Raw genomic sequence first — 16,552 nt, forward strand, 5'->3', positions numbered from 1 at the left:
TTAGCAACCCCAAAAAGATGAAAATGATTGGAGAAACTATAAGAACTGAATTTGAAGCATTGAAAAATGACTTTGAAACCATAAGGCAACAAATAGAAGACGATGTTGTCAGGACTGAGTTGTATAAGGGCGAGTTTTATGAACTTACTCCATATTCCTATCAGCGTAATGGTTGCAAACAAGGAAAACCTGTAAAGCGTCCTGATACAATAAAAAGCACCAAAAATCTTTGTATCTACGGATTTAATAACCAAAATCAAATCGTAGAAGTTAAGGTTGGTTGTTCTATTGAAAATCAGTTTTATCACACTTTCCTGTATTATACAGACAATCTTGTGAAAAGTATTCTATACGATAATGGAAAACATTTGATGAATGTATGCCATTACTTTTTTGAGGGCGGAAAGCTGAAACGGTCACAGTTATGTGGTAGGTATGGTTGCCGTGAAGAGAATTATATCTATAAAGAAAATGCTTTGACACATATTGAAGTCAAACAATATGATATTGAGGGTAATAGTGGTAATGATTTAATTCATATATTCCAATATCAAGACGATGGGGCTTTAGAAAGTATTACCAAATCATTTCCAAATGGATATTCTGAAATAATCTATAAAACGAAAAGAGGTTGCTAACAAGCGGCTTAACTACCCCTGAAAGGTCGGTTAGCCACCAAACATTAATATTAAAAGGAAACACTATGATACCTGATAAATTGAAAGATGATTTTAATTCATTGAGAAATATGTTTGATGAATTGAAAAGAGAAATTGATAAGAATGTTGTAAGGGAAGAGAATTACAAAGGTGAGTTCTACGAAATATCCCCTTATTCTTATCAAAGAAACAGGTTTAAGCAAGGGAAAATAGTTGGAAATGTAACTTCTCTCAAAACAACTAATAACCTATTTACTTATTATTTCGATGTAAAAAATCAAATTATAGAAATCCGAGAGGGCTTGGAACTTAAAAATCAATTCTATTACACCTTTTTCATTTATGAAAAGGAACTCATGAAAACTATTGCATATGATAATAGCAAACGTATTGTGAATGTCCGATATTATCTATATGGAAGTAATGGTAAAATAGAGAAAATGTATTCAAAGGGTTCTCGTGGAAGTAGAGAAGAAACATATTTTTATGAAAATGACCGCCTACAAAAAATAGTTATAAGACAATTTGATAGAAATGATATTGAACAGGATACGTTACAACATTCATTTGATTATAAGTCTAATGGAGAATTAAAATCTATTATTCTTTCGACAGAATTATATTCTGAAACAATCTATCAGGAAACATAAATTTAATATTAACAAGCCGGGATAACGGACTAACGCCGTTCCCCGTCAAACCATTATCAATTACAGTACGACAATATGAACTTTTACTTAATAGGTAGTTTAGAAGGATTTAACGATTTACGTTTTCCAAATGTGGAAGATTGGCAAAATTGTATGGGACATGCTGAAGGTTTACTAAAGCAGTGGAATCCTCCTGAGATGGAATATATATGGAAAAAAAGTAATAGACATAAACATTTTGATTTATCACAATTTTGTAATCCTCTATTAACTATTAGCGACAAAGCATTAAGTATTTTAGAAAATATTCTTATCAAAAATGGAGAAATTCTTGATATAAAGTCGCCAAAAGGTTTTTATTTTTTTCATTGTACCAATATAATAGATGCTTTGATTGAAAAAGAATCAGATATAGTGTGGTTAGATAAAGAAAGAGGATGGGTGAGTTGTATAAATAAATTTGTGTTGGATAAAAATAAAATCCAAGAGCAAACTATTTTCAGACTTCCGAATGTAAATTGTCGCTATACTTTTTATGGGGAGGAATTTAAGAACCTTGTATTGAAACATCATCTTCAAGGAATACATTTTGATAGATACGAAACTATTATTATAAAATGAATGATTGTTTTAAAGTTTGTAGTTAAAGTATTGATAACACGCACATCAATCACTTAAACAGTGATTATCTGCATCCTATTAAACATTAGAAAATGAGAACACCAATCATAATCCTGTTATTTGTAATCCTGCTTGCCGCAAGCTGCGGAGAGCCTCCCATGCCGCCGTCGGACGAGGAAATGATACGCCATTTCACCACGCACGAGGTGGCGTTCCGTAAGGTGTACGAAATCATGGCAGAGAGTTCAGAAGGTAGTTTTCACTACCCGCCGCTTTCTCCGGAAGAGGTCATTATACTTGATTCAACAGAACAAAGCGATACATTCCATGAAACGAATGACGAACAAGACATTCCGGTATATGGACTGTTGAAGCCGGAGCGAATCCTACTCGACTCCTTGTTATCAGAGATTGGATGCGGTTTTATCCTTGTTGATCGCAGGGAATGGGGAACGGCAGATTCGGTATATGTGAGCCTTGTTATGCCGTACTACTCCCACGGCATCGTGGATGCGGGAACGTCCAAGAGTTTCGTTTACGATCCCGGATTGAGAAGCCGTCGGAATATCCGTATCACCGAATATGGCGACCTGAACGAGATCTACCGCAGGACGTACAACGACACCACGCTTTACAAACCCATCAAGGGAAACTGGTACATCGAGTTAGACCATTCGATATAACGGCCCGGAGTTCGTATCAAAGCTTGTTTCACTTTTTGTCAAGAAGATACATCATAAAGCAGATAATGGCTATCGCAAGGAAAAATAACAGAACCGCAAGGAGTTCGTTAAACCTGCACTTGGCATAGTGAGACATCACTGCTTTGCCTCGCCATTTGTAAATCCTGCTGACGAGCGACATAACGGCAAATGTGACAATGCTAAAAACGACACATGGCAACAATGCCGACACACCTGGAAAAAGCCGGATAGTAACAGTCATCATAGGGAATATCAAAAGAGCGAAGATATAAATCGAGAGCATCATTTCGCCATCGACCCTGCCTGTTCGTCTTGCTTGTTCCAATTTCTCCCCCATCCACCAGAGGTAGTCCCAGAGATAGAACCGTTGCTTATTCTCCTGCCGTTTCATCATGCCCAATGTATAAATCCGAGGTGGAACATCAGCGCTACATTTGCCACGATCAGGGCGATAGCGATAAGAACTATTTTGGCGAGCTTCCTGCCGGGATGTTTCATCTTCCCGTAATGTTCACGGAGCGCTTCACGCCGTCCGGCTGTATAGCGTAGCTTGCAGAATAAATCGGGAAGAAAGCAGAGAGGAATCACTATGGCCAAACCAATCATCCAGCCGAAAAGGCGCAATATCGGCGGAACCCCAAGCGGTATGAGTAGGACGAAGAGCCAGCACCAAAACAGTAGCATACGTCCGTTGAGATTGGTACGCTCCCTTTCGTGCCATATCTCGGCTACATACCACATATAGTCGATGAAGCAGATCCGGTATTTGCGATTGTCCTTTTCCATACCGTTATCTCCATACAAAGAAACCAACCAATATAAGTATAATCAGAACGCTGACCAACACAATCTGAACCCTGCGGCGTGTTTCAGGCTTGCAATCGTCAAATAACCACAGTTTGCTGTTAAACTGCCAATGACACGCCCATTTCCAACGGAACAGCAACCCTGCAAGCCATAGGGCAAGCAACCCGACCCCAAACAGCAACCCGTATTTCGGGTGAGCCTGCAACCACTCGAAAAACGCTTCCGCCTTGCTGTTCATTGCTTCGTATATATCGGTAACTGTCATACTTATAATTAAAAGGATTCCGAACACAAAAATAATGTTTTCCGTTCACATAATCACTACTTTATGCTCCAAAACACCGGCTGTACGGTTATAAAACCAGGAAACGGCCCCCGTTAAGGTCACGGAGGTTGTTTGCGGGGGTGTTTGTGTTCATTTAGTTCTGTTCCGGCAGGAGCTTGCAAAGCACCGGGTCGTTCTTGATACGTTCCAGTTCCTCGGCGACGATGCGGCCGGCCTCTGCCTTGATACGTTCGTAGTTTTCCTGCACGACCTGTTTCATGTGATCCGTCCCGTTCTCGTCCGTGAAGTCGGTAATTTGTGGTATCTTCTTGTACCGGGCCGTTTCCGCTTTCACTTTTTCGTTGTCCACGACAATCTCGCAGTGGAAAATCTTCTGCTCGATACGTTCGTCGAAATTGTCCGCCACGGCCCCGACGAACATTCCCTGCGTGAGCGTCGAGATCTTCGAGGCCGGGATCAGGCTGTCCAGCTGCGTGGATATGGATGTCGATTTGTCGCTGCGGCTCAACGTCATGCTCTGCCGCTTCTGCAATACCTTACCGAACCGCTCCGAGAGTGTCTTGGCCGTTTCACCTACGACCTGCCCGGAGAAGATGTTGCCCACCGTGTTCATCACGACGGCGGCCTCCTTGTCCCCGTAGTCCCTCTTCAACTGTGAAAAATCCTGGAAGCACAGCAGCACGGCGACCTTGTTGCTTCTGGCCGTGGCGATCAGGTTGTCGAGTCCCTTGAAGTAGATTGTCGGCAACTCGTCAATGATGATGCCCGATTTGAGCTGGCCTTTCTTATTTATGAGCTTGACAATCCGGGAATTATACAATCCCAAAGCCGCTCCGTAAATGTTTTGCCTGTCGGGATTGTTCCCCACGCAGAGTATCTTGGGATCGTCCGGGTTATTGATGTCGAGCGTGAAGTCATCGCCCGACATGACCCAATATAGCTGGGGCGAAATCATGCGGGAAAGCGGAATTTTGGCCGATGCTATCTGGCCCTGGAGCTGGTCTTGAGCGCCTCCGAGCCAGGCATCCATAAAGGGGCTGAGGTAGTTTTCGAGTTCCGGGTAGGATGTCAGAATCGGGAAAATATCCTCGTACCGCTTGTTCAGGAACTCGATGGCGTGCGGGAAGGTACAATACCGCCCGTTGTCGTAGATGCGCAGGAACCAGATCACGGCCGCGAAAAGGATAATGGGGCTTTCCACAAAAAAATCGCCCTGCTTCTGCACCCAGCTTCGGTTCAGGTTGAGCATGATGGTATAGGCGCTCTCGTAGGCGTCCGAAATATCGGTCATGAAGTCCGGGTGAATGGGGTTACAGCGGTGCGAGCGGCGCGGGTCGTCGAAATTTATGACGTAGAAAGTCGGGATTTTCTTGTAACCTTTCTGGTGATTCAGCAGGTGGTTGTAGGCGATTTCCGAAAGATCGGGAAACTTGTAGTCATAGATGTATTGGGTATAGCCCTTTTCGATTTGCTGTTTAATAAACTGGTTTACAACACAATAACTCTTCCCGCTGCCCGGGCTTCCCATGCAGATGCAAGCCCTTTGCGGGTTTACGACATTGGCGAACCCGTTGTTCCACTGTTTGTTATAGTAAAATTTCGTCGGCAGATTTATGGAGTACTCGTTCTCGATCAGGCGTGTTTCCTGCTGGAATGATTCGTTCTCGTTGTTGAAAGGGTCATCCATGAGATTGTTCTTCAGCAGGCGGGACATCCACACGCCGCCCATCAAGAGGCAGATATACCCGGCCGATAGGGTCAGTATGTAGAAAGCCGCGTTCGCCGTTGCCGTCAGCGGCAAGTCCAGCAGCCACCAGTTGAAGAAGAACAGCACGCCTCCCGTGGCCAGCGATGCCGTGATTTTCCGCCAGGTAATTTTCTCCTCTTTTACTCCTTTTGTCCCGAGGCATGAAAGGGCGAGGAACACGACGGCGAAAAGTTTCGTCCATAGTATATTCCGGAACAGCCCCGCGGTGCGGTCGAAGTTCAGCAGAATCCTATCGACCACGCCGATATTGATTCCCCATTCCCGTATCTGCCCGTAGCAGAACCAGTAGATGTTGATAACCACGAACAAGATACTCAATGCCCGCATGAAATCCATTGTTTTTGCAAGACCCCGAAGGTCGTCTTCCTGTTGCATAACCGTAAGATTTAATAAATGAATGATAATTGAGATGTTATACTTTCCTCCGTCGTGAGGTATTCCGCTTCCGTTGCCCATCCCGTCCGGCAGGCGCTTGTTTCGGGGACAAGTCCCTCGTGTTTTCCCCGGGATTCCGTTTCCCGCCGAAGCGCAGCTCGAAGGCGTTGGCCGAGTATGCCTTTCCCAGCCGTGATCCGTTCACGACCGTCCGTGTTTCGTGGTCAATGAACGTCACACCCACGATGCGGCCGTTTTCGTTGCGTCGTATGTAGAGATCCACCCGGGCTCCCCGCAGGCGTTCGCGCAGTTCTTCCTCCGAGGGTTCTCCCCGAAGCGCTTTATCGACCCGGCCACGGATTTGCCTCCTCGTGTCGTCCTTCCCGAACCGTTCGGCGCTGCGCTCCATGTGCCGTTCCAGCCCGTCATACCCGACCTCTTTACCGAACAGTGAGGATTTGAGCGGCGCGGCCACTGCCTTGTCCCCGTTCTCGTCCAGCAGCGTGTAGAGCAATCCCCGGTAGGGGGTTCCGTTCCGCTCTCCCCGGACTTCCTCTATACCTATATTATATAAGGACAGCAATGCCCGGAACTCGCCGAGGGTCTGGAAGCGGTATGTCGCCACGGCCGGTTTTATTACCGCTGCCACCTGGCGTTTCAGGTCGCCCCGCGTGTAATCGGCGGGGACGATCCCTTGCCCTTTCTCCCGCCTTCTCCCTTTGGCGGGATGCAGTCCGTACTCCCGTTCCAGTTCCTCGGTAACGGCCACGCTGCGTTCGTTGCGCCTGCTGTCGTTTATCTTGCGCCCGTCCTGGGCCACCTGCACCGACACGATATGGATATGCTCCCGTCCGATGTCGGTATGCTTGAATACGATATAAGGTTGTCCTCCCCAGCCCATGCGCTCCATGTAGGCCCCGGCTATCTCCGCGAGTTGCCCGTCGTCGAGGCGGTCTTCGGGAGCCGGGTTGAGCGATACGTGCACGACGGGTTTTTCCGTCCGGTAGTGCGAGGGCATCCAGCGCAGGAGGTCTTCTGCCGTCGCGGCCACGTTGAAGCGCCCATCCGCCGGCTCCCTCACGATGTGGGTCAGCAGTACCTTCCCGTCGCCCCGATCGACTTTCTCCTGGTTGTACGCCAGCGCGCCGTACACGTCTTTCCCGGTGGTGATATTGGCTACCATCGCTGTTTGAACTCTTCGGAGAGCGACACGACCTGCTGCCCGACGGCCGCCAGTTCACGTGTCGCTCTCTCCAGTTTATAGAGCAGCGCGAGTGTTTTCTTCTCGGAAAAATGCGCGTGCAGCTCCTTCACCACCTGGTTGTAATTCGTTCCCACGGCACGGAATTGGGCGTGGAAAGCGGTCAGCTTCGCCACGTATTCGAGCGTTCCCCGGTCGGTCTTTACCACCCGGAACGCCTCGTTGAACACTCTCGCTTTGATAAAAGCGGCTTTGGACAATAGCCCGGACTGCTCGTAAAGGTCGAGGAAACGGGCATGTTCCACGGCTGAAAAGTTTACCGAAAAGCGGTAAACGGCCGGGTCGTTTTTCGCGGGTCGTCCCCCTTTGCCCCCTCGGGGCTTTCTGTTCTTTTCCATCGCATCGAAATTTTAAGGAGAGGCCAGGGCCCCACCGGTTCCTGAAAATTCCGATCCCTTCGCGGTTTGCCGCCCTTCTGAAAAGCACCGACTCCGGAGGTGCTTTCTCCCCCTTGCGGGCAAGCTGTTTTCTGCTGCAAAACGAGAATCGTGCAGCAGAAAACACAGCTTGCTATTTGCCCTTTGCAAATACTTTCTGCCCGCTCGCGGACAGAACATTGAAAGAGCCGCCGTAAAACGGGGCAAGGACGGCTTCATTAGCGTCGGGATCGTTCACGAGGCAAAGATACCGACCTATTCAATCACTTGTGCCATAAGCGATTACGCCACTTGCGTCCACTTTAACGCCACACGCGGCCATAGCGGAAAAAGAGCATACAACCCGTGTTTTTAAGGGTTTACTTTGCACGTGAGAACGGATACGGGCAATGACACATCCCCCTGTCCGCACACGTGCGGACGGATGCAGAAAACATCGTGTGCAGAGGAAAAAGCGGGTCTTTGTCCGGATAAGCAAATGCGGTTGCGCATGAGTATAAAATCGGACACGCGCCCATGCACCGGCATACCGGCGTAACAGCCTGCCAGCGCACCAGCATATATGCGTGCCGGCATACCTGCATAAAATCTCATGCCGTCACTTGCCCGGATACGTGAAGAGATGAACGATTACCCGATTGTATAACTAAAAACGCATGGAACAATGAAAGAGAAAACGAAATTCGTGGCCTTCTCCACCCAGAAAGGCGGAGCGGGCAAAACCACCCTCACGGTGCTGGCAGCCTCTTACCTGCACTATGTAAAGGGTTTCAATGTCGCGGTCATCGACTGCGATTATCCCCAACACTCCATCGTGGAGATGCGGGAACGTGACCTGAAGCTTGCCCTCGAAGACGAACATTACAAGAGGTTAGCTTACGAACAATTCACCCGGCTTCAAAAGAAAGCCTATCCTGTCGTGGAAAGCAACACGAAAGAGGCGTTGGCCGATGCCGACTACCTCCTGCCGCAAGGTGATTTCGATTATGTGTTCTTCGACCTTCCCGGTACGATCAATAACGAGGATCTGATTCATTCCCTGGCCGGAATGGATTATCTCGTCGCCCCGATCAGTGCCGACCGGGTTGTCATGGAAAGCACCCTGAATTACGCGGTTGTGGTAAAGGAGCATATCATGGGCCGCGAGAAGTCCCGGATGAAAGGGCTGTATATGCTATGGAACATGGTGGACGGACGTGAAAAGACAGAGTTATATCAGGTTTACGAGGCGGTAATGAAAGAGTTGGAGCTTCCTGTCCTGAAGACCTTCCTGCCTGACACCAAGCGTTTTCGTCGTGAGCAGAACGCCAGCCGTCGCTCTGTCTTCCGCTCCACGCTCTTCCCGGCAGACCGTTCTTTGATCCGGGGCAGCAACCTGGATAAACTCGTGGATGAATTGATCGAACTGTTAAAGTAGAATCTTATGAGCGGAAAAGAACATGACGACGGTTTGGACGCTTCCTTCATCATCAGCCAGGCCAAAAGCCGAAACCGGCCATTACATCCTTACACGCCGGAAAAAGAGGAGGAGGCATCGGCTCTATCGGAACCGTCCGGCGAGGCCGCCGCCTCGCCGGCTACGAAAGAGGAGGGACGCCGCCGAAGAGGGAAAGGCCAGGATTACGAGCGTCTTTTTATCCGGAACGCCCCCTCCAATACCCGAAGCGGCAAAACGGTGTATATCCGCAAGGAGTTTCACGAGCGTATAACCCGGATAGTGCAGGTTATCGGTAAGAACGAACTCTCGCTGTATAGCTACCTGGACAATGTGCTGGAGCAGCATTTCGCGACCTATCAGGAGGAAATTTCGGAACTCTACAAGAAACGGAACTCCGATATTTTTTAGTTATGAACCCAATATTTTTACAATCCATTAAAAACAATCCATCATGTCAGACAAAGCAATTATTTTATCTGTTATCCTGGCGGCCGTCCTTTGCGTCGCCGTGCCCTTCATCTTCCGCGTGTGCCGCTACCGGCGCAGGATGAAAACCCTTATCGTCCCCGACGGCCCTTCGGGGGAGGTCGCCGTGGGGACTGTCCCCACCCCCGAGGCCGAGTACCTGGCCCGTTACATCTGCCTGCTGCGGCTGCCTTTCGCCGGTAACAAGCACGTGAAGATACGTCCGTCGTATCACGAGCGTATCCGCGAGATCACCCGTGTCATCGGTCGTGGCGACGTGACGATCACGGCCTACGTGGACAAGGTTCTCAAGGCGCACCTGGACGATAACCGGGAAACCATCGAGCGGCTTTTCGAGGAGCGTGAGGCCGTGGCCTCCCTGCAACCCAAAGCGGAGGAGCGATGAACGGGGCGTTGTGGCTGCTGCCCCTCTTTGCCGTGGGGTATGCCTTGTGGGCGTTTTTCCGCCTGCGGCGGATGGAACGTAACGAACCGGCAGACGGGATCGTTGCCGAAGACACGCCCTGCCGGCAGGAGATCATCGGCAGGAGCCGCTTTGTCCTCGACCCGCGCCACTCCCGGCCACAAGCTGCCGTAGAATCTGAAACTGAAAAAGTTACGGAAAAAGCCGATATATTTGTGCCCACGAATGTACCCGAACACCCCCGGCAGATTCCGCCGGAAGACCTGGATGAAGTGTTCGGTGTCGCTCCCGAGGGGGAGCCTAACGAACCTCTGGAAATCGACTTTCCGCTGTACGATGAATCTTTCCCGGATGCGGACGCGGAGGAGCCGGATTATGACGAGGATGAAGACGACACCGAAGAGCTGCCCCTTTTGGGCCGCTCGCTTGCCCAGGGGGTTAGTTTTGAACAGATGGGCGAAGCCTACCGCCACGTGGTACACGATCCACCTTCAACAGACGAGCAAAGGGAGGAAACGGGACGTGTCCTCCTGGGCCTGAAACAGACCGACATGTTCGAGGTCATCGTTTCGGGCCGCCCCGACGGGAACGACAGGGTAAAATCCCTGATCGACACCTACCTCTCGGCCTTTCACCGGCGTATGTCCGAGAGGTCTGCGGAAAGCCCATCTCCGCAGGGTTCGGTTCCCACGGGTTTCGACGTCCGTGAGTTTGTTTAACCCCATAATGACATCACGATGAAAGAAAAAGACTACGGGTAGCGCGTGAGGCTATCCTCGAACCACTGAAAAAATCCGAATCAAGAAGTTTAACCCGGTGCGGGGCCTATCCATCCCCGCGCCACAATTCAAACATTATCGAGTTATGAGAAAGAACAAGATTCTTCTTCCGGCGGCATTTCTCTTTGCCGCCATCTCCTCCGCTTTCGCGCAGGGCAACGGCATCGCCGGCATTACGGAGGCTACCAACATGGTAACCAGTTACTTCGACCCCGGCACGAAACTCGTGTACGCTGTGGGGGCTGTGGTCGGCCTTATCGGGGGCATCAAGGTCTATAACAAGTTTTCGAGCGGCGACCCCGACACGTCGAAGACCGCCGCGAGCTGGTTCGGCGCGTGTATTTTCCTGATTGTCGCCGCGACGATCCTACGCTCTTTCTTCTTGTAGTCCAACCTGTCATGCAAATAATTATGGAATATGGAATCAACAAGGGAATCGGCAAGAGCGTGGAGTTCCGGGGCCTGAAGGCGCAGTACCTCTTTATCTTCGCGGGCGGCCTGCTGGCCGTCTTCGTGGTGTTCGTCATCCTCTACATGGCAGGGGTCGATCAGTGGGTATGTATCGCTTTCGGCGTTGCGGCGGCTTCGGTGCTGGTCTGGCTTACCTTCCGCCTGAACGCCCGTTACGGGGAACACGGGCTGATGAAGCTGCTCGCCGCGCGCCGGCATCCCCGCTACCTGCTCAACCGCAAGTTCCTGCGCCGGTTGCTGAAAAGAAAGGGGGGCCGCGTATGAGAAACATCTTGAAAGCCACCACGCTGGAAAGCAAGTTCCCGCTCCTGGCCGTGGAAGGCGGTTGTATCATCAGCAAGGACGCGGACATAACGGTCGTCTATCGGGTCGAACTCCCGGAGCTGTTCACCGTCACGTCCGCCGAGTACGAGGCGATCCACGCCGCCTGGTGCAAGGCCCTGAAGGTCTTGCCCGAATACAGCGTGGTACACAAGCAGGACTGGTTCATCCGCGAGCGTTACCGCCCGGCCACGGGCGAGGGGGACATGAGTTTCCTCTCCCGCAGTTACGAGCGGCATTTCAACGAGCGTCCGTTCCTGACCCACGCCTGCTTCCTCTACCTGACGAAAACGACGAGGGAGCGTATGCACATGCGTTCAGACTTCTCGACCCTCTGCCGGGGCAACATCATTCCCAAAGAGGTAAACCGGGAATCGGCGACAAAATTCCTGGAGGCGGCGGAACAGTTCGAGCGTATTCTGAACGATTCGGGTTTCCTGACCCTTGTCCGCCTCACGGGGGACGAGATCACGGGTACGGCGGATTGTCCGGGCCTGCTGGAACGGTACTTTTCCCTCTCGCTCTCGGAGACGACTTCTCTTCAGGACATCGAGCTGGGGGCCGAGGTTCTGCGCGTGGGCAACAAACGGGTGTGCCTGCACACGCTCTCGGACACGGAAGACCTGCCGGGGCGCGTGGGTACGGACACCCGTTACGAGCGTCTTTCCACCGACCGTTCGGACTGCCTGCTCTCGTTCGCGGCCCCCGTGGGGCTTCTGCTTTCCTGCGACCACCTTTACAACCAGTACGTGTTCCTGGAAGACAGCGACGAAAACCTGCGTATGTTCGAGAAACGTGCGCGTAACATGCAGTCCCTTTCCCGCTACTCCCGCGGGAACCAGATAAACAAGGAGTGGGTGCGATACGTCGCTGTGTAAGTAATTGTTAAACTTAGATTTAACCCGTTGTTTCGTCAACGGTAGCCTATGGACAGATGCACCAATAGTAATATACTGTATCAAAGCTGTCCAGACAAGGTAGCCCTTCCGAAAGGAGCAGTCAGAACCGTGAGGGAAAGACAATGGCTGTTAGTATCATACAGTCAGGGAGCTTGGCTTGGGTGGTATGGTTAGCGTAAGCGAACTGTCGTCTAAACGTCGTAAGGTTGAAGAAGCCAAAGATACTGATAGGCTTCAGCCCAAAAGGGAAGCAGTCGGTTATTCCTCTCCATTCTGGGAATACACGAACAGAGTACTGCCGGTGTAATAGACAGAACCTAACCCACTTATAAGTTACTTGCACGGAACGTAGTAAGCCCGTATTTCTCCTGCCAATGACAGGTAAGCAGACCGTAAGGAATGCCGAATGGAGTGCGGGTATAGGATTGCAGAAAAAGCGAATGCCACCCTGTAATGGGGTGAATAGGGATTGAAACATCATCCCGCTGCGAAAGCAGGCTGACTTCTGCGGTAGGTGATTCTTTACAAGAAACTTTTAGAACTTTTAAAAGGAGAAAAGCAAATGAACGAAATTAAAAAATCGTGTGCATCGACTGACCAAACGCAGAGCAAATGGGACAGTATAAATTGGCTCAAATGCGAAGCTGCGGTTCAAAAGCTACAAGCGCGTATTGTAAAGGCTCAAAAAGAGGGTCGCCACAACAAGGTCAAAGCCTTGCAGTGGACACTGACCCACTCGTTTTACGCTAAAGCATTAGCGGTAAGACGTGTAACTTCCAATAATGGGAGTAAAACGGCTGGCGTCGATATGGTAACATGGAAAACGCCAGATGCTAAAGTGTGTGCAATAACCGAACTGAAAAGGAGAGGTTATACACCCCAACCTCTGAGACGAGTACATATCAGAAAGAGTAACGGGAAATTAAGACCATTGGGTATACCAACTATGAAAGACCGGGCTATGCAGGCATTGTATCTGATGGCACTGGCTCCCGTAGCTGAAACAACGGCTGATGCCAATTCTTATGGTTTCAGAAAAGAAAGGAGCACGGCAGATGCCGTTCAACAATGCTTCAATGACCTGGCAAGGACGACATCCCCACAATGGATCTTAGAAGGTGATATCAAAGGTTGTTTCGACCATATCAGTCATGAATGGTTGCTTGACAATATCCCTATGGATAAAGTTTTGCTCCGTAAATGGTTGAAAAGTGGATTTATTTTCAACAAGCAACTTTTTCCGACAGAGGAGGGAACTCCTCAAGGCGGCATCATCTCCCCAACTCTTGCAAATATGACTTTGGACGGACTGGAAAAACTGCTTGCCGATAGCTTTCCGATAAACCGCTCGAAGAAAAATTACTATACTCCTATGATAAATCTTGTTCGCTACGCGGATGATTTTATTATCACAGGAGAGAGTAAGGAGTTGTTGGAGAACCATGTTAAACCATTAGTCATTGAGTTTCTTCAAGCAAGAGGGCTTACCTTATCAGAAGAAAAGACTAAGATAACTCATATAGAAGAAGGGTTTGATTTTCTTGGGTTCAATATCAGAAAATATAAAGGCAAGTTTATCACAAAACCATCCAAGAAGAGTCGAAAGAGATTTTTAGATAAGGTTCGTGAAATAGTGGACAAGAACAAGTCTTCTAAGCAACAATCTTTGATACGATTGCTAAACCCAGTCATTAGAGGATGGGCGAACTACTACAAGGGGTGTTCTGCATCGGAAACTTTCCGTAAAACAGATGCACAAATTTTCAACAAACTATGGCGATGGTCTCGCAGAAGACATCCCAAAAAAGGTAAACGATGGATTGCCAACAAGTATTATCACACTGTAAGAGGTAGAAGCTGGACTTTTGCCGTACCGCTTGAAAACAGGAAAGTGGATAAATACCACACTCTTGTGAGATTGTCGGATACGAAAATAAAGCGACATATCAAAATCCGCAGTGAGGCCAACCCATATGATGCCGATTGGAAAGATTTCTTCGATCAATACAAGACCCGAAGAATGCTTGCACACTTAGACGGCAAGCAATATATCTATCGCCTGTGGAATCAGCAAATGCAATGTTGCCCTGTGTGTGGCAAGCACATCACACGGGAAACTCCCTGGAAAATTACTGAAATGACAGGGAGCAGTAGAAAGGCGAAAGTCCTAATACATGACCATTGCAGCCGAATTACTAACAGAAATAAATGGAAGTTACTATGAGCCGGCTTTTAGTTACAAATAAAAGTTTTGAATTGCTTGAGCCGTATGAGGGGAAACTCTCACGTACGGTTCTTAGAGGGGAAAGCTCCCGTAAGGGGGCTGACCTACTCGACATCGACCAGTATCTCAACGAGGCGCACTCGTTCGGTCTTCAATCCGTCCGGGCCCATTTCAACGTGCTGGCTTGGTCGGACGACGTGCAGGAGCTCCGGCATATCCGCAATGATGTGGGCAGCCAGCTCGCTCTGATGGAGTGCCGCCCGCGCCACAACACCGTGGACGCCGCCACGCTCTACTGGGCGGGTATGCCGGGCAACGCGGGGGATTTCCCCGCCGAGGAATCGTTCTACACGTTCATCGAGCCCGCGGTCTGTTTCTTCACGGAGGAAACCAACTATAAATCCTCGTCCAGCCCTTTCGGCATCAAGCTGTGCGACCGCGTAAGCGGCAGGCCCCTGCACCTGGACATCTCGGACGAACCGATGAAAAAAGGGATCATTACGAATAGGAATAAATTCGTGTTAGGCGGCTCGGGGTCAGGCAAGTCATTCTTTATGAATCATTTAGTCCGCCAATACTGGGAGCAGGGCACGCATGTCGTGCTGGTGGATACCGGTAACAGCTACCAGGGCCTTTGCGAGCTGATCCGGCGTAAGACCAAAGGTGAGGACGGCGTGTATTTTACCTATACCGAGGAACATCCCATCAGTTTCAACCCGTTCTACACCGACGACTACTATTTCGACGTGGAGAAGAAGGACAGCATCAAGACGCTGCTGCTGACACTCTGGAAAACCGAGGACGACAAGATCACGAAGACCGAGAGCGGCGAGCTGGGCAGTGCCGTGAACGCCTATATCGAGCGTATCCGCGCCGACCGGAATATCGTGCCGTGTTTCGACAGTTTCTACGAGTACCTGCGGGACGACTACCGCCGCGAGCTGGAGGAGCGGGAGATCCGGGTCAGCCGCGAGGATTTCAACATCGACAACATGCTCATCACCCTGCGGCAGTATTATAAGGGCGGACGCTACGACTTCCTTCTGAACTCCCGGGCCAACATCGACCTGCTCTCGAAGCGCTTCGTGGTCTTCGAGGTGGATTCCATCAAGGAAAACAAGGAGCTTTTTCCCGTGGTCACCATCATCATCATGGAGGCTTTCATAAACAAGATGAGACGGCTCAAGGGGGTACGCAAACAGCTCATCGTCGAGGAGGCCTGGAAGGCGCTATCTACGGCTAATATGGCTGAATATCTGCGTTATATGTATAAAACCGTCCGCAAATACTACGGTGAGGCCATCGTTGTGACGCAGGAGGTCGAGGACATCATTTCCAGCCCGGTGGTCAAGGAGGCGATCATCAACAACTCGGACTGCAAGATCCTGCTCGACCAGCGCAAGTTCATGAACCGTTTCGACGCGATTCAGTCCTTGTTGGGGCTGACCGACAAGGAGAAGGCGCAGATTCTCTCGATCAACCAGTCCAACGACCCTTCCCGTAAATACAAGGAGGTCTGGATCGGTCTGGGCGGCGTTCAGTCGGCGGTCTATGCCACGGAGGTCAGCGTCCCGGAGTACCTGGCCTACACGACCGAGGAAACGGAGAAAGTGGAGGTACAGCGGCTTGCCGGCGAGCTGGGCGGTGATATGGAACTGGCGATCAGGCAGCTCGCCGAGGGCAAACGTTAAAGGGAGGGCAGGCCATGTATCGCAAGTGTATCGGATCAGACCCCACGGCGGCGCGTTTGGACTTCGCGCTGTACGAGGTGGCGGGCGAGTGGGAAAGCCGCTCGGGTTCTCCCCGGGTTCGCATCTACCGCAACCCGGGACGCCGGGGCGGCGGTTTTTACGTGGAGGTGTCCTACAAGGACGGGACACGCTTCTCCCGTCCCGTGAGGAAGTATTGGGGAGGTATCCGTTACTTCGACCTCTACGGGTATGTCGCCCTGGCCTACGATGCGGGGCGCGAGGTGCTCCAGCTCTCCGCCTACGGGGATTATTACCGGGCGTCGGAATGACCG

19 protein-coding genes and 2 pseudogenes are annotated in these 16,552 nt (G+C 50.3%); 14 read left to right on the plus strand and 7 right to left on the minus strand.

Going from position 1 to position 16,552, the window contains the following annotated elements:
- Positions 1-17: 17 nt before the first annotated feature.
- The 4 genes from AB3G73_RS16775 to AB3G73_RS16790 all read left to right on the plus strand — a co-directional run bounded on the left by AB3G73_RS16775 (position 18) and on the right by AB3G73_RS16790 (position 2,613).
- A complete protein-coding gene (locus tag AB3G73_RS16775; protein WP_004295471.1) occupies positions 18-638 on the plus strand; it encodes a hypothetical protein in 621 nt (206 codons plus the stop codon).
- Positions 639-703: 65 nt separating this feature from the next.
- Positions 704-1,309 carry a hypothetical protein gene (locus AB3G73_RS16780; protein ID WP_004295470.1) on the plus strand — a complete coding sequence of 202 codons (606 nt, stop codon included), beginning with the start codon at positions 704-706 and terminating at the stop codon, positions 1,307-1,309.
- 75 nt (positions 1,310-1,384) lie between these two features.
- Positions 1,385-1,930 carry a DUF1629 domain-containing protein gene (locus AB3G73_RS16785; protein ID WP_004295469.1) on the plus strand — a complete coding sequence of 182 codons (546 nt, stop codon included), beginning with the start codon at positions 1,385-1,387 and terminating at the stop codon, positions 1,928-1,930.
- A gap of 92 nt (positions 1,931-2,022) precedes the next feature.
- Complete coding sequence (locus AB3G73_RS16790) at positions 2,023-2,613, plus strand: DUF4948 family protein (RefSeq protein WP_004319175.1); 591 nt, start codon at positions 2,023-2,025, stop codon at positions 2,611-2,613.
- Between the two features lie 28 nt (positions 2,614-2,641).
- Here AB3G73_RS16790 and AB3G73_RS16795 read toward each other — a convergent pair whose 3' ends face one another.
- From AB3G73_RS16795 to AB3G73_RS16825, 7 genes are all read right to left on the minus strand, one after another.
- Entirely contained in the window at positions 2,642-3,028 is a 387-nt protein-coding gene (locus AB3G73_RS16795) for a hypothetical protein (protein WP_004295467.1), read from the minus strand.
- The gene (locus AB3G73_RS16800; protein ID WP_004295466.1) at positions 3,025-3,420 is read right to left on the minus strand and encodes a hypothetical protein; all 396 of its coding nucleotides are present in this window, start codon (positions 3,418-3,420) and stop codon (positions 3,025-3,027) included. Before AB3G73_RS16800 ends, AB3G73_RS16795 begins: the two co-directional genes overlap by 4 nt.
- Positions 3,421-3,424: 4 nt before the next feature.
- Entirely contained in the window at positions 3,425-3,706 is a 282-nt protein-coding gene (locus AB3G73_RS16805) for an Imm17 family immunity protein (protein WP_004295465.1), read from the minus strand.
- A gap of 154 nt (positions 3,707-3,860) precedes the next feature.
- Positions 3,861-5,870 (minus strand): conjugal transfer protein MobC, encoded by a 2,010-nt coding sequence (mobC, locus tag AB3G73_RS16810; RefSeq protein WP_007662663.1) that lies wholly within the window; start codon positions 5,868-5,870, stop codon positions 3,861-3,863.
- A 37-nt stretch (positions 5,871-5,907) separates the two neighbouring features.
- Entirely contained in the window at positions 5,908-7,053 is a 1,146-nt protein-coding gene (mobB, locus tag AB3G73_RS16815; protein ID WP_151927789.1) for a conjugal transfer protein MobB, read from the minus strand.
- Positions 7,047-7,469 (minus strand): conjugal transfer protein MobA, encoded by a 423-nt coding sequence (gene mobA / locus AB3G73_RS16820; protein WP_004295462.1) that lies wholly within the window; start codon positions 7,467-7,469, stop codon positions 7,047-7,049. Before mobA ends, mobB begins: the two co-directional genes overlap by 7 nt.
- Positions 7,470-7,859: 390 nt before the next feature.
- The gene (locus AB3G73_RS16825) at positions 7,860-8,102 is read right to left on the minus strand and encodes a hypothetical protein (RefSeq protein ID WP_004295461.1); all 243 of its coding nucleotides are present in this window, start codon (positions 8,100-8,102) and stop codon (positions 7,860-7,862) included.
- 70 nt (positions 8,103-8,172) lie between these two features.
- Between AB3G73_RS16825 and AB3G73_RS16830 the strand changes: the two genes are divergently transcribed.
- The 10 genes and pseudogenes from AB3G73_RS16830 to AB3G73_RS16875 all read left to right on the plus strand — a co-directional run bounded on the left by AB3G73_RS16830 (position 8,173) and on the right by AB3G73_RS16875 (position 16,549).
- Positions 8,173-8,925: a ParA family protein gene (locus AB3G73_RS16830; protein ID WP_015547221.1), complete on the plus strand. Its 753-nt coding sequence runs from the start codon at positions 8,173-8,175 to the stop codon at positions 8,923-8,925.
- Positions 8,926-8,931: 6 nt separating this feature from the next.
- Positions 8,932-9,354 carry a DUF3408 domain-containing protein gene (locus AB3G73_RS16835; RefSeq protein WP_004319163.1) on the plus strand — a complete coding sequence of 141 codons (423 nt, stop codon included), beginning with the start codon at positions 8,932-8,934 and terminating at the stop codon, positions 9,352-9,354.
- 43 nt (positions 9,355-9,397) lie between these two features.
- Complete coding sequence (locus tag AB3G73_RS16840; protein ID WP_004303802.1) at positions 9,398-9,817, plus strand: DUF3408 domain-containing protein; 420 nt, start codon at positions 9,398-9,400, stop codon at positions 9,815-9,817.
- A complete protein-coding gene (locus AB3G73_RS16845) occupies positions 9,814-10,554 on the plus strand; it encodes a hypothetical protein (RefSeq protein WP_004303801.1) in 741 nt (246 codons plus the stop codon). The genes AB3G73_RS16840 and AB3G73_RS16845 overlap by 4 nt, the downstream gene beginning before the upstream one ends.
- 145 nt (positions 10,555-10,699) lie before the next feature.
- Positions 10,700-11,002, plus strand: a complete 303-nt coding sequence (locus tag AB3G73_RS16850) for a DUF4134 domain-containing protein (RefSeq protein WP_004319158.1) — start codon at positions 10,700-10,702, stop codon at positions 11,000-11,002.
- A 20-nt stretch (positions 11,003-11,022) separates the two neighbouring features.
- Positions 11,023-11,349 carry a DUF4133 domain-containing protein gene (locus AB3G73_RS16855; RefSeq protein WP_192920481.1) on the plus strand — a complete coding sequence of 109 codons (327 nt, stop codon included), beginning with the start codon at positions 11,023-11,025 and terminating at the stop codon, positions 11,347-11,349.
- Positions 11,346-12,266, plus strand: a pseudogene (locus AB3G73_RS16860) (TraG family conjugative transposon ATPase); the annotation flags it as partial. The gene AB3G73_RS16855 and the pseudogene AB3G73_RS16860, both read left to right, overlap by 4 nt.
- Before the next feature lie 601 nt (positions 12,267-12,867).
- Positions 12,868-14,529, plus strand: coding sequence for a group II intron reverse transcriptase/maturase (gene ltrA / locus AB3G73_RS16865; RefSeq protein WP_004319152.1), 1,662 nt, complete (start codon positions 12,868-12,870; stop codon positions 14,527-14,529).
- Between the two features lie 113 nt (positions 14,530-14,642).
- Positions 14,643-16,220: pseudogene (locus AB3G73_RS16870) on the plus strand (TraG family conjugative transposon ATPase); the annotation flags it as partial.
- Positions 16,221-16,234: 14 nt separating this feature from the next.
- Positions 16,235-16,549, plus strand: a complete 315-nt coding sequence (locus tag AB3G73_RS16875; RefSeq protein WP_004303798.1) for a DUF3876 domain-containing protein — start codon at positions 16,235-16,237, stop codon at positions 16,547-16,549.
- Positions 16,550-16,552: the final 3 nt, after the last annotated feature.

Source organism: Bacteroides sp. L008, from assembly GCF_040812255.1.
In the GTDB taxonomy this organism is placed as follows: domain Bacteria; phylum Bacteroidota; class Bacteroidia; order Bacteroidales; family Bacteroidaceae; genus Bacteroides; species Bacteroides vicugnae.